Source organism: Bacillus xiapuensis (genome assembly GCF_002797355.1).
In the GTDB taxonomy this organism is placed as follows: Bacteria; Bacillota; Bacilli; order Bacillales; family Domibacillaceae; genus Bacillus_CE; species Bacillus_CE xiapuensis.
In genome coordinates this window covers 1,189,070-1,201,812 of record NZ_KZ454939.1, presented here as the reverse complement: position 1 = coordinate 1,201,812, position 12,743 = coordinate 1,189,070, and the positions used below count along the sequence as shown (strand labels likewise).

Here is a 12,743-nt window from a genome sequence, read left to right as displayed (position 1 = left end):
CTTCTTATTGTTGATCTCCAGCTCACTTCTATATTCTATGACAAAAATTCATTTAGGTGATTGTCTCGGTTGTGAATTTCTCTTTTCCACTCATACAAAAAAGCTCTTGCTTCTATGCAGCAAGAGCTTGCGCTTATTTATAATGAAACCGGCAACTTTCCATCCGGACTGATAAGAGCAGCTGAGAAATCCTTATTAAACAGGCGTTGAGCCATTTTATTAACGCTTTCAAGAGAGACTTCATCAATCAAGCGGACCACTTCATCAAGGGGGCGGTGCTTTTTCAATATCAGTTCATTTTTGCCGTTTCGGCTCATGCGGCTGCTTGTGCTTTCAAGATTGAGCACCAAGCTTCCCTTTAATTGCTCTTTGCTGTTTCGAAGCTCCTTCACTGTAACGCCAGTACGCAGTAAGGTTGCAAGCGTTTCTTGAATCGTCTCAAACAGCTGGTCCAATTGGTCAGCGCCCGTTCCGCCGTAGATCGTAACAAGGCCGCTGTCTTGAAAAGAAGAATGATAAGAAAAAACGGAATAAGCGAGGCCGCGCTGCTCTCTCACTTCCTGAAAGAGACGTGAAGACATACTGCCTCCTACAATATTATTTAAAGCGACCAAGCTGTATATATCTTGATGGCCGATTGGCAGCCCTTCAAATCCTAAGCAGAGATGAGCCTGTTCCGTTTCTTTCTTTCGGGATACTTTATGGCTGAAAAATTCGGGAGCCGATTGCCCCGCTGGCCGGCTTCCGCCTTCGTATTGGCCAAATAAAGAATCCGCCTTATTCACTAGCTCTTCCCTCACATTTCCGGCAATGGAAATCACAACACGCTCAGGAGTATACATATCATACATATATTGTTTTAATTTCTCTCTAGTAAAGCTGGCTAATGTTTCTTCGTTTCCAAGTATGGGATAACCGAGAGAATGATTCTTATAGACAGCTTTGCTCAGCAAATCATGCACAATATCATCCGGTGTATCCTCGTACATCTTTATTTCCTCTGCTACCACTTTTTTCTCTTTGGTCATTTCCTCTTGATCAAAAGCAGAGTTAAAAAACATATCGGCCAGCGTTTCTAATGCATATTCCGCATGATTATCAAGAACCTTTGCATAGTAGCAGGTGTATTCTTTAGAGGTAAACGCATTGACTTGACCGCCAATGCTGTCAAAGCTCTCAGCTATCTCTTTCGCTGTCTTCGTTTCTGTTCCTTTAAAAAACATATGTTCAAGAAAATGAGAAATCCCGTTGTTTTCCAATGTTTCATCTCTTGAACCAGTCGCGATCCATATGCCTATAGCCGCGGATCGGACGGTTGGAATTTCTTCCATTACTATTCTTACACCATTATCGCATGTGAATTTCTTTATCAAAATAATCCTCCTATTCTAGCTGCAGAAAAAAGCATCTCCTGTTCTATGTTAATGGCTGTATTCTGTATGCACACGCGTCTCACTTAACAAGTTGGACACCGTATCGATTTTTAGCTGTTTCGCCTTTATTTCTTGAATGAGCATATCCAATGAAGCGGATGAGGAATGGGTTGGATGCATTAATATAATAGCTCCCGGATGGATCTTACTCATCACCCTGTTAATCAATTCATCCGGAGCGGGCTTTCGCCAATCAATTGTATCAACCGTCCACAAAATGGTTCGCATCCCCAGCTTGTCAGCCTCTTTGACCGTCTGATCCGCGAAGCTGCCGCTTGGAGGAGCAAATAATGAAGGTTTTACATTGATGGTTGCTTCAAGCACATCATTGGTCTTGATCATTTCTTCCCGGGTTTGGCGGGCACTTAACACGCCCATATCCGGATGAGAATACGAGTGATTGCCCCCTTCATGCCCGGCTTTTATGATCATCTTTGCCAATTCAGGATGCTTTTTCACCCAGCGTCCTTCGAAAAAAAATGTAGCATGAATACGATGTTTTTTCAATACTGCCAGCATCTTTGGCAAGTATTCTTCTCCCCAAGCTACATTAATGCCAAAGCTGACCATCGGTTTATCTGGATGTCCCCGGTAGATGGGTGAAGGAGGCAAATCATCTAAATGGCGCTTGGGAGATACTTGCTTGTAAACTAAATATTTTGGTGAGAAGGCGCCGTTTTTCTTCATGATTTTATAGGATTTTTCCCTATCGACCTCAAGGCCGTTATAGCCAGGAATCGCTTTCCACACCCGATCGATCTTGGCGTCCTGCGCTTCAACATAACGCTTTTTTGCCTCTTGCCCGATCTTGCTTCTCAGCGATGAAACTGAGCTTTGCACGGTGACGGCTTCGTTCTTCAATTGATCAATATACGTACCGACTGCTGTCCTTTCAACAAGCAGCAGAACACCTGACACTATAATCAATATACCTATCATATGTTTAATAGCTGACATTGTCCATACCTCCTCCCGTCCATTTAAAATTATGAATGGCTCTCAGGAAGTAGAACTTGGATAAGCAGCAAGCTGTGCCTGCATATAAAGCAAATCCTTAAACCAGGGAGTCTTTTCCTCCTCTGTTGAACAGAAGAAAAAAAGGCTAGGACCGGGCATAGATGGCCATGATCTTACGCTCCGGCTTCTCGTGCCTCTCTTCCTTCTTTATCAGCAGGGATCTTATAAAAAACAAAGAGCCGGACATCCTCTGCTGCTGAGCAATAGTATTTATGAATTGGCAAAACACTATTATTCACTCGCAATGGAATAGCCCCGCTCTTATAAGACAGCCTCCAATTATTTAGATTGCTGCTGTTTTTCTTCTTGTTCTTTCTGTTCTTTCTGTTCTTTCAATACCGCTTTGCGAGAAAGGTTTACTCGCCCTTGGTCGTCAATTCCAATTACCTTCACGAGAAGCTGATCACCAAGAGACACGACATCTTCGACTTTTCTCACCCGTTCTTCGGCTAATTCAGAAATATGAACGAGGCCGTCTTTTCCAGGGAATAATTCTACAAATGTGCCGAATTTCTCAATGCGTTTGACGGTTCCCAAATACATTTGTCCAACTTCCACTTCACGTACGATGTCTTCAATAATTTTCTTGGCTTCGTTATTTTTAGCGGCATCGACGGAGGAGATAAAAATAGTTCCGTCTTGCTCAATATCGATTTTAACTCCTGTTTCTTCAATAATCTTGTTAATTTGCTTGCCGCTTGGTCCGATGACATCTCGGATTTTATCAGGATTAATCGTCATTGTTAAAATTTTCGGAGCATAGGTGGACAGCTCTTTCCGCGGTTCGGAAATAATGGTCATCATATGCTCTAAAATTTGCATGCGCCCTGCTTTAGCCTGCTGCAAGGCTTCTTCAAGAATTTCACGGTTTAAACCTGAAATTTTAATGTCCATTTGCAGCGCAGTAACGCCTTTCGACGTGCCGGCAACCTTAAAGTCCATATCCCCTAAATGGTCTTCCATTCCTTGAATATCCGTTAAAACGGTGTAGTTTTCACCTGATTTTACCAGCCCCATCGCAATTCCGGCTACCGGTGCTTTAATTGGCACACCCGCATCCATCATCGCCATCGTGCTCGCACAAATACTGGCTTGCGAAGAAGAGCCGTTTGACTCCAGCACTTCGGAAACTAACCGGATCGTGTAAGGGAATTCCTTTTCACTCGGAACAATCGGTTCTAACGCCCGTTCTCCAAGCGCTCCGTGACCGATTTCACGGCGGCCCGGCGCTCTTAGCGGGCGCGTTTCTCCTACGCTGAATGATGGGAAATTATAATGATGCATAAATCGCTTCGATTCCTCTACACCCAGTCCATCAAGAATTTGCACATCTCCCAATGCACCTAATGTACAGATGCTCAGCACTTGCGTTTGTCCGCGAGTAAACATGCCGGAACCGTGTGTGCGCGGAAGAATGCCGACAGCTGAAGAAAGCGGGCGAATTTCATCAATTTTGCGCCCGTCCGGCCGGATTTTCTCCATTGTGATTAAGCGGCGAACTTCTTCTTTTACTAGCTTGTCCAGCGTTTGAGCCACTTGTTTCAGTGTATCCTCATCCGCTTCCTCCGCTGTGAATTTGTCCATAACTTCATTCTTCACTTCTTGAATGGCTTCTTCGCGGGCATGTTTTTCCTGGACTTGAATCGCTTGAAGCAGTTCCTGTTCGCACAGGCTGCGAACCTGCTGCTCAATCGCCTCATCCACTTCATACAATTCTATTTCTAACTTTTCTTTCCCGACTTTACTAACGATCTCTTCCTGGAAGGCAATGAGCCGTTTGATCTCCTCATGGCCGAACATAATTGCTTCAAGCATGACCTCTTCCGGAACTTCATTGGCGCCGGCTTCTACCATGTTAATCGCTTCTTTCGTTCCGGCCACAGTTAAGTTCATATCGCTCTTTTCCATCTGTTCCACTGTAGGATTAATAACAAATTGGTCGTCGATCCGGCCAACCACCACGCCGGCAATCGGACCTTCAAACGGAATATCGGAAATGCAAAGCGCCAGTGATGAACCGAACATGGCGGCCATTTCCGGAGAGCAGTCCTGGTCGACACTCATGACCATGCTGATCACTTGTACTTCATTGCGGAAGCCATCAGCAAACAGCGGACGGATCGGACGGTCAATTAACCGGCTCGCTAATGTTGCTTTCTCACTCGGACGGCCTTCTCTTTTAATAAATCCGCCTGGGATTTTCCCTACGGCATATAATCGCTCTTCATAATTCACTGTTAATGGAAAAAAGTCGACAGCTTTTGCTTCCTTCGACGCTGTCGCTGTGCTCAATACGACGGTATCTCCATAGCGGATGAGCGCCGCTCCGTTTGCCTGTTTAGCAACCTCGCCGACTTCAACAGTCAGCTGCCGGCCTGCCCATTCTATGGAAAATGTTTGTTTCCCTTGCTCCATAAATGAACCCCTCTCTATATCAATAAAAGTTAATAATTTTCAACCCTAATTATTAGCATAACACTCGTTGCAATGCATGCAAAGCTAAAACATTGAATTTATCCATCTTATGTATTATTTACTTCATGAACATAAGTTAATCATTGTTTTTATCATTACATGGAAGCAAATCCCAACCATTTTTCTCCTAATAAAAAAGCGGGAAAAATCCCGCTTCTTGAATTGCTTATCGACGTAAGCCAAGTTTTTGAATTAATTCACGGTAACGTTGCACATCTTTATTGCGAAGGTATGTTAACAAGTTACGACGGCGACCTACCATTTTCAAAAGACCGCGACGTGAATGATGGTCTTTCTTATGAGTACGTAAATGTTCGTTTAAAATGTTGATTTGTTCTGTAAGCACAGCGATTTGTACTTCTGGAGAACCTGTATCACTCTCGTGTGTTTTAAATTCGTTGATGATTTCGTTCTTGCGTTCTTGTGTTAATGCCATTTGTAATTCCTCCTTATTTTATCAAATCCCCTGTTACTGAGCATACGTCGGAGCGGCGTAATGCCAAGCAAAGGTTCAAATAACGCATTTACTATCATAGCAAAGAAACAGATGATATGCAATATCTTTTACGAGGTAACAGCGAAATACTGCATAGCCGCCTGCTTATCTTGTTCAATTTGCTTAATCAATGACGCAACGCTGTCAAATTTCTTTTCACCGCGCAAATAAGCATGCCATTGCACCGCTACTTCTTCCCCGTAAATGGAGTGGCGGAATCCTAAAATATGCACTTCAATGGATAAACATGTTTCTTCTGGATTCTTGAAAGTCGGACGATAGCCAATATTGCAAACGCCTGGATGCCACTCCCCTTTGACCTTGATCTTTACAGCATAGACGCCCGTTTTAGGGATCAAGTAATCATCATCAACATCAATATTAGCAGTGGGAAAGCCTAGCTTGCTTCCCCCCCGCTTGTCGCCATGAATGACAGTTCCCACCGCTTGATACGGCCGGCCAAGCAGGCAGGTGGCTTCTTCTGCTTTTCCTTCTTTTATCAGCCTGCGAATTCTGGTTGAACTGACTTTTTCATCTTGATACTCAAGCTTATCGACGGTGGTTGATTCAAACAGGCCTCTCGCGTGAAAAGGCATGGTTTCCATCGTCCCTTTTCCTAGATTTCCATATGTATAGTCAAATCCTGCTACCACATGCTTGACATGGAGGTTAATGATATATTCATCTACGAATTGCTGAGGCTCTAAAGCGGCAAAGTCGGACGTGAAGCGCACAACAAATAAATAATCGACCCCCAAAGACTGAATGACTTTTTGCTTTTCTGCTAAAGGCGTAAGATATTGAATGGGCCGATGCTTATGTCCAAGTACGACAGAAGGATGGGGATCAAACGTCATAACAGCGCTTTTAAACTGCCATTCCCCGGCCTTCCTGACAGCTGTCTCAATCACACGCTGATGCCCCTTATGCACCCCGTCAAAAAACCCTAAAGCCATGACAAGCGGCGGCAGTTCATTTCTATTCAGCTGATGAGGATGGTTCAACATGATCATTTCCACTTTTTCAACCTTCTTCCCAATCAATCGGCCAATACTTTCACCGGTTTTACCTTTCCCGGCTTTGTCGGATGGAGCTGATATATTGCCAGCAAATGGCCCTGTTCAAATACAGCCGCTTCCCTTTCTCCCTGCGGCCAATCGGACGGCTGCGCAAGAACCGCTCCGTGTTTCACTTTCCCTGCTAATGTATCACTTATCAGCCATTTCGGCAAATGAGAAACACCCGCCTCCAACGGATGAAGAAAGGAGGAAATCTCCCCGCTTTCTTGCCTAGCCTCCACTTCTTTTAACGTCAAGCAATCCTCTTGCTTGAAGCCTCCTGAGGATGTTCTCACTAGCTTAGACATATGGGCAGGATAGCCGAGCCTTTCCCCTATCATGACGGCTAGAGTCCGAATATACGTGCCTTTGCTGCAGGAAGCACGAAAAGAAAAACGCACCGTTTCCCCAGCAAATTCCTGGCGGTCATCTAACAGCTCCAGTGATTGAATGATGACTCTCCTTGAAGGGCGCTCGACTTCAATTCCTTCCCGGGCATACTCATACAGGCGTTTGCCGCGGACTTTCACGGCCGAAAACATCGGCGGGGTCTGGACTACTTCCCCCGTTAAAGATTGCAGCACCTGTTCAATTTTTTCTCTTGAAAAGCGCTCAGTGACAGCCCGCTGTTCCACCATATCTCCAAAAGCATCTTCCGTTGTAGTGGAAACACCGATCGTGACCTCCCCGATATACGTCTTTCCTGTGTTCATGATGTACTCAGAAAGCTTCGTTGCGCGCCCAATGCAAATTGGCAATACCCCCTCCACTTCCGGATCCAGCGTCCCGGTGTGCCCCACTTTTTTGGTTTGAAGAATTTTCCGCAGGCGGAACACACAATCATGCGAGGTCATTCCTTTTTCCTTCCAAAGCGGCAGAATGCCATCCATTCATCCCCTCTCCTTTCATCCATTTTCCGTAAAAAAAAGAGGTCTAAAGCCTCTTTAAGAATGATATATAGATGTGAAGCATATGGACAGTCTATATAATATTCACTCAAGAGGCCAGAGACCTAATAATCCAGCGCTTGCTTAGGAGCGATCTGATGGCTCGCTGCCAAGCTCTCTAAGCAATGTTTCGATGCGGTTGCCGTATGCAATCGATTCATCGAATTCGAATAATAATTCAGGAGTTTTGCGAAGACGGATTCTTTGCCCCACTTCAGAACGGATGAATCCTTTCGCTTTTGTTAAAGCTTTTAGTGTTTCTTCACGCTTCTGTTCATCACCAAGGACAGTAATGTACACCTTCGCCTGCTGAAGATCTCCTGTCACTTCCACATCTGTCACCGTGATAAAACCGATGCGCGGATCTTTTACTTTGCGATTTAATATATCCGTCAGCTCTTTTTTCATCTGTTCGCTGACACGATTAGCACGAAGACTCATTTTTTTTCACCTCTTTATAACCATTCATAGGAAGTCGCCAGACGCTCCCACTCGGGGAAAGAGTCCAAAAAATGCAAGGCATTCTCCAGCTCTCTTTCCGCCGCTTTTCGGGAGGATGCGGCCGTGACAACGGCAAGCTTGGTACGCTGCCAAACGTCCTGATGGTCGATCTCGGCTACGGAAACATTTAACCTTTGCTTTAAACGGGTCATTGTCCGCTTGAGCACCGCCCGCTTTTCTTTTAAAGAATGCGAATCATAAATTAAATATTCCACTTCAAGATAGCCGATCATTTGCGCTCGATTTCTTCCTCAATAAAGGCTTCAATAACGTCTCCTTCTTTCACATCATTGAAGTTCTTGATGGTAATGCCGCATTCGTAGCCTTGGCTGACTTCTTTGGCATCATCTTTGAAACGCTTAAGCGCATCGATTTCCCCTTCAAAAATTACAATTCCGTCACGGATTAAACGCACGCCGCTGTTGCGGGTCACCTTGCCCTCTGTCACATAAGAACCGGCAATAGTTCCCACTTTTGATACTTTAAACGTTTGGCGCACTTCCGCTTGACCAATAATTTTTTCTTGGAATTCAGGATCAAGCATGCCTTTCATAGCTGACTCGATTTCTTCAATTACTTTGTAAATAATGCGATGGAGACGAACATCCACCTCTTCTTCTTCCGCCGCCCGCTTAGCATTCACATCCGGACGGACGTTGAAGCCGATCACGATGGCATCGGAAGCGGAAGCGAGGATAATATCAGATTCTGTGATAGCACCAACGCCTGTGTGAATTATTTTTACATTGACGCCCTCTACTTCAATCTTTTGCAGAGCAGCCGCCACCGCTTCAAGCGAACCTTGCACATCCGCTTTTAAAACGATATTTATTTCTTTCATTTCCCCTTGTTTCATGTGCTCAAACAAGTTGTCTAAGCTGACGCGGGTTTTCTCGCTTCGCTGAGCCTGCAGTGCTTCCTGTGCACGCGCTTCCCCAATTTGGCGGGCGGTTTTTTCATCTTTAAATACGACAAAGCGGTCTCCAGCTAAAGGAACTTCATTGAGTCCGGTAATTTCTACCGGAGTAGAAGGCCCCGCTGTTTTGACGCGCCGGCCAATGTCATTGACCATAGCCCGCACACGGCCGTGCGTATTTCCGACGACAATAGGGTCTCCCACATGCAAGGTTCCGTTTTGCACGAGCAATGTCGCCACAGAACCCCGTCCTTTATCCAGTTCAGCTTCAATCACTGTACCGATGGCGCGGCGATCTGGGCTGGCTTTTAACTCCTCTACTTCTGCCACTAGCAGAATCATTTCCAGCAGCGTATCAATTCCTTCTCCATGCTTGGCTGATAAAGGAACGAAAATCGTATCGCCGCCCCAGTCTTCAGGCACAAGGCCATGCTCAGTCAATTCCTGCATGACGCGATCCGGGTTAGCTGTCGGTTTGTCGATTTTATTCACCGCCACAATGATCGGAACTTCCGCTGCTTTGGCGTGATTGATGGCTTCAATGGTTTGCGGCATGACTCCGTCATCAGCGGCAACCACGAGAATGGTAATATCGGTGATTTTCGCACCGCGCGCCCGCATTGTTGTAAAGGCTGCGTGCCCTGGTGTATCAAGGAAGGTGATTTTTTTATCTCCCGCTTCGATCTGATAAGCGCCGATGTGCTGAGTGATGCCGCCGGCTTCTCCTTCCGTTACTTTCGTGTGCCGGATGGAATCCAGAAGAGTTGTCTTTCCATGATCGACGTGCCCCATAATTGTCACAACAGCAGGGCGTTCGATCAAGGTCCCTTCGTCTTCTTGCTCAAAATAAATTTCAAGATCCGCTTTATCAATCAGCACTTCTTCTTCGACTTCTACGCCGTATTCTCCGGCGATCAGTTCAATAGCATCGCTGTCAAGTTCCTGGTTAATGGTTGCCATGATGCCTACCATGAAGAGCTTTTTAATGATCTCTGACGGTTCACGGTTTAATTTCTTCGCAAGCTCTGACACCGTTAACGAACCGGTGAATGTAATTTTTTCCGGCAGCTCTTTCACTTTTGGGGCTTGTTGCGGGGCCGGCTTATTATTTCTTTTGGCTTGATTTTTATTGCGGCCTTGATTTTTATTATTCCCTTTTCCTTGATTCAATCCTTTTTTGTTGCCGGATGGCGATTTGCCCCCTGCTTTACCTCTATTGCCTGCTTGTTTGTTCTGACCAGCTTTTGTTTGATTAGATGATTTATTCTTTAACGATTTATCCAATGTTTGTATAGCCTCCTCTTCAATAACAGTGATATGGCTAGAGACTTCTACATGTCACCTTTTCTCCTTATCGGAGACTGCTTTTGCTTGATGCGCTCTTGTCTTGGGCGCGTTCATTCGCTTTTTTTTGCTAAATACCGGCTTCTCGCGCACATTGATCAATTAGGGAGCTAAGCTTGCCGGCAAACCCCGCATCTAAAACAGCTAGAACCACCCTTGCATCTTTGCCGATTGCTTGGCCCAGAGCATAGCGATTATCCACCCATTTTACAGGCACCTGATAATACCCGGCTTTGTCCTGTATCTTCTTTTTTGTATTGGGGGAGGCATCACGCGACAGCAATACGAGCTTAGCCCGGCCTTTCTGAATTTCTTTAACTGTCAACTCTTCACCTGATATGACCTTTCTTGCGCGATTAGCTAACCCGAGTAACCCTGCCCATTGCGGCTGCTTCATGGATCAATGATTCCCCTTTTCCACGAGAGCAAGCAGCTCATCATAAACGGCATCCGGAACCTCTGCATTTAGCTGTCTTGATAAGACGCCTCTTTTTCTAGCCATTTCAACTGCTTCTTTATCTTTGGATAAGTAAGTGCCGCGGCCTGGTTTCTTTCCCGTCAGATCCACGGACACCTCGCCTTCTTTTGAACGGACGATCCGCACCATTTCTTTCTTTGCTTTCATCTCGCCTGTTGCCGCACATTTTCTTAGCGGAACTTTTTTAGATTTAGCCATTTTTCTTCACCTCTTATTCAATTTCTTCGGAGGAAAAGTCGCTAGCCTCATCTGCGGGAGGATGTGCCTCGCCATCTTCCCGAGGATATATCCCTGCTTCACGGGCATCTGTTTCGCTTTTAATATCGATCTTCCAGCCGGTTAATTTAGCCGCCAAACGGGCGTTTTGTCCGCGTTTGCCGATCGCCAGAGACAGCTGATAATCCGGCACAACAACTGTGGTAGCCTTCGCTTCTTCATCCACCTGTACATCCAGCACTTTGGACGGACTTAGGGCATTAGCCACAAATACAACCGGATCTTCAGACCATTTGACGATATCAATTTTTTCGCCCTTCAGTTCGTTCACGATGGCTTGGACGCGGTTTCCTTTTGGACCTACGCATGCTCCCACCGGATCAACCTCCGGATTTTCCGCGTAAACAGATATTTTAGAACGGTCGCCCGCTTCGCGTGAAACGGAACGAATTTCCACCGTTCCATCGAAAATTTCAGGAACTTCAATTTCAAATAAGCGCTTGAGCAGTCCCGGATGGGTTCTCGATACGAAGATTTGCGGTCCTTTCGTTGTGCGTTCTACCTTTGTGATATACACTTTAATGCGGTCATGCGGTTTATAACTTTCATTGGGCATTTGCTCAGATAGCGGCAGCAGCGCTTCAATTTTACCAAGGCTTACGTAAATGAAGCGAGAATCTTGCCTTTGAACAATTCCAGTCATAATATCCTCTTCGCGGTCAACAAATTCTGAATAGATTATGCCTCTTTCCGCTTCCCGCACCCGCTGTGTTACTACTTGCTTGGCCGTTTGCGCAGCAATGCGGCCGAAGTCCTTCGGAGTCACTTCCATCTCCACGATATCGCCAATTTCATACGCCGGATTGATTTCGCGCGCTTCCGCTTCCGAAATTTCCAAGCGGGAATCAAAAACCTCTTCCACGACTTCCTTGCGGGCAAAAACACGCATTGTGCCAGTCTCAATATTTAAATCGACTCGGACATTTTGCGCTTGATTGAAATTGCGTTTGTATGCAGAAATCAGCGCGGCTTCAATCGCTTCTGTAATTAAACCTCTTTCAATTCCTTTTTCTTTCTCCAAATATAAAAGAGCATCATATAATTCAGTGCTCATCGAACGTTCCGCCCCCTTAAATATGATCAAACGCTGCTTTAGCGATCCTTTTTTTGAAATAGAAGGCCGCTCGGCAGCTTGCAGCCCCAAGCCGCAATCGCTTGCTGATAAGCGGTTGCGGGGTTCCATGCTCAAGCCCTTACTCGCCCTTCTTCCCGGTTAAGAGAAGGAAACAGCCAGGCGGGCTTTCGCCACTTTCTCCATAGGGATTTGCACTTGTTTCTTGCTTGTTTTCACCATATATTCAATGGTCAATTCACTCTCTTCGAATGACAATAGCGTGCCTTCAAAAACCTTCTCTCCAGCGATCGGCTCGTACGTTTTCACATTCACTCTTTTGCCGACGGCTCTCTCGTAATCCGCCGTTTTTTTGAGCGGCCGCTCCGCACCGGGAGAAGACACTTCAAGGAAGTAATTATAAGGAATCGGATCTGCTTCATCGAGCTTCTCACTCAAGCGCTCGCTGACAATGCCGCATTCTTCGATATCGACTCCTGTTTCTTTATCAACGTACACACGCAAAAACCAGTTCTTTCCTTCCTTTACGTACTCGACATCAACCAATTCCAAATGCAGCTCTTCCGCAATTGGTTTTGCCAGCTGTTCAACAATTTCAATTACTTTACTCATATATACCCTCCTGGTTGACTAGCCTTCCTGACCAAGAATGAAACTCCTTTACAAACACGAAAGAGTGGGGATGCCCCACTCTTTCAAAGAGAGTTATCAATTAGTATTTCTATTAAAG

At 45.5% G+C, this 12,743-nt stretch carries 13 protein-coding genes; all 13 read right to left on the bottom strand.

What is annotated here, in order from left to right; genetic code table 11:
• Positions 1-137: 137 nt before the first annotated feature.
• The 13 genes from CEF20_RS06040 to rimP all read right to left on the bottom strand — a co-directional run bounded on the left by CEF20_RS06040 (position 138) and on the right by rimP (position 12,625).
• Positions 138-1,373, bottom strand: coding sequence for a M16 family metallopeptidase (locus CEF20_RS06040; RefSeq protein WP_100330959.1), 1,236 nt, complete (start codon positions 1,371-1,373; stop codon positions 138-140).
• Positions 1,374-1,421: 48 nt separating this feature from the next.
• Entirely contained in the window at positions 1,422-2,390 is a 969-nt protein-coding gene (locus CEF20_RS06035) for a polysaccharide deacetylase family protein (protein WP_100330958.1), read from the bottom strand.
• A gap of 339 nt (positions 2,391-2,729) precedes the next feature.
• Entirely contained in the window at positions 2,730-4,865 is a 2,136-nt protein-coding gene (pnp, locus tag CEF20_RS06030) for a polyribonucleotide nucleotidyltransferase (RefSeq protein WP_100330957.1), read from the bottom strand.
• Positions 4,866-5,091: 226 nt separating this feature from the next.
• Positions 5,092-5,361, bottom strand: a complete 270-nt coding sequence (rpsO, locus tag CEF20_RS06025; RefSeq protein WP_100330956.1) for a 30S ribosomal protein S15 — start codon at positions 5,359-5,361, stop codon at positions 5,092-5,094.
• A gap of 128 nt (positions 5,362-5,489) precedes the next feature.
• Complete coding sequence (gene ribF / locus CEF20_RS06020; RefSeq protein WP_100330955.1) at positions 5,490-6,440, bottom strand: bifunctional riboflavin kinase/FAD synthetase; 951 nt, start codon at positions 6,438-6,440, stop codon at positions 5,490-5,492.
• A 20-nt stretch (positions 6,441-6,460) separates the two neighbouring features.
• Positions 6,461-7,369, bottom strand: coding sequence for a tRNA pseudouridine(55) synthase TruB (gene truB / locus CEF20_RS06015; protein WP_100330954.1), 909 nt, complete (start codon positions 7,367-7,369; stop codon positions 6,461-6,463).
• A 141-nt stretch (positions 7,370-7,510) separates the two neighbouring features.
• Positions 7,511-7,867, bottom strand: a complete 357-nt coding sequence (gene rbfA, locus CEF20_RS06010) for a 30S ribosome-binding factor RbfA (protein WP_100330953.1) — start codon at positions 7,865-7,867, stop codon at positions 7,511-7,513.
• A 14-nt stretch (positions 7,868-7,881) separates the two neighbouring features.
• The gene (locus tag CEF20_RS06005; RefSeq protein ID WP_100330952.1) at positions 7,882-8,160 is read right to left on the bottom strand and encodes a DUF503 domain-containing protein; all 279 of its coding nucleotides are present in this window, start codon (positions 8,158-8,160) and stop codon (positions 7,882-7,884) included.
• The gene (gene infB / locus CEF20_RS06000) at positions 8,157-10,127 is read right to left on the bottom strand and encodes a translation initiation factor IF-2 (protein WP_269799213.1); all 1,971 of its coding nucleotides are present in this window, start codon (positions 10,125-10,127) and stop codon (positions 8,157-8,159) included. Before infB ends, CEF20_RS06005 begins: the two co-directional genes overlap by 4 nt.
• Before the next feature lie 130 nt (positions 10,128-10,257).
• Positions 10,258-10,584 (bottom strand): YlxQ family RNA-binding protein, encoded by a 327-nt coding sequence (locus CEF20_RS05995; protein WP_100330950.1) that lies wholly within the window; start codon positions 10,582-10,584, stop codon positions 10,258-10,260.
• 3 nt (positions 10,585-10,587) lie between these two features.
• Positions 10,588-10,863, bottom strand: coding sequence for an RNase P modulator RnpM (gene rnpM, locus CEF20_RS05990; RefSeq protein WP_100330949.1), 276 nt, complete (start codon positions 10,861-10,863; stop codon positions 10,588-10,590).
• A 13-nt stretch (positions 10,864-10,876) separates the two neighbouring features.
• Positions 10,877-11,995 (bottom strand): transcription termination factor NusA, encoded by a 1,119-nt coding sequence (gene nusA, locus CEF20_RS05985; protein ID WP_100332012.1) that lies wholly within the window; start codon positions 11,993-11,995, stop codon positions 10,877-10,879.
• Positions 11,996-12,154: 159 nt separating this feature from the next.
• A complete protein-coding gene (rimP, locus tag CEF20_RS05980) occupies positions 12,155-12,625 on the bottom strand; it encodes a ribosome maturation factor RimP (RefSeq protein WP_100330948.1) in 471 nt (156 codons plus the stop codon).
• Between the last annotated feature and the right edge of the window lie 118 nt (positions 12,626-12,743).

What these genes read in the sequence shown, in the direction of transcription:
- CEF20_RS06035 (WP_100330958.1), bottom strand. Translation starts at nt 2,390, where the DNA reads ATGTCAGCTATTAAACATATGATAGGTATATTGATTATAGTGTCAGGT.
- pnp (WP_100330957.1), bottom strand. Translation starts at nt 4,865, where the DNA reads ATGGAGCAAGGGAAACAAACATTTTCCATAGAATGGGCAGGCCGGCAG.
- rpsO (WP_100330956.1), bottom strand. Translation starts at nt 5,361, where the DNA reads ATGGCATTAACACAAGAACGCAAGAACGAAATCATCAACGAATTTAAA.
- truB (WP_100330954.1), bottom strand. Translation starts at nt 7,369, where the DNA reads ATGGATGGCATTCTGCCGCTTTGGAAGGAAAAAGGAATGACCTCGCAT.
- rbfA (WP_100330953.1), bottom strand. Translation starts at nt 7,867, where the DNA reads ATGAGTCTTCGTGCTAATCGTGTCAGCGAACAGATGAAAAAAGAGCTG.
- CEF20_RS06005 (WP_100330952.1), bottom strand. Translation starts at nt 8,160, where the DNA reads ATGATCGGCTATCTTGAAGTGGAATATTTAATTTATGATTCGCATTCT.
- CEF20_RS05995 (WP_100330950.1), bottom strand. Translation starts at nt 10,584, where the DNA reads ATGAAGCAGCCGCAATGGGCAGGGTTACTCGGGTTAGCTAATCGCGCA.
- rnpM (WP_100330949.1), bottom strand. Translation starts at nt 10,863, where the DNA reads ATGGCTAAATCTAAAAAAGTTCCGCTAAGAAAATGTGCGGCAACAGGC.
- nusA (WP_100332012.1), bottom strand. Translation starts at nt 11,995, where the DNA reads ATGAGCACTGAATTATATGATGCTCTTTTATATTTGGAGAAAGAAAAA.
- rimP (WP_100330948.1), bottom strand. Translation starts at nt 12,625, where the DNA reads ATGAGTAAAGTAATTGAAATTGTTGAACAGCTGGCAAAACCAATTGCG.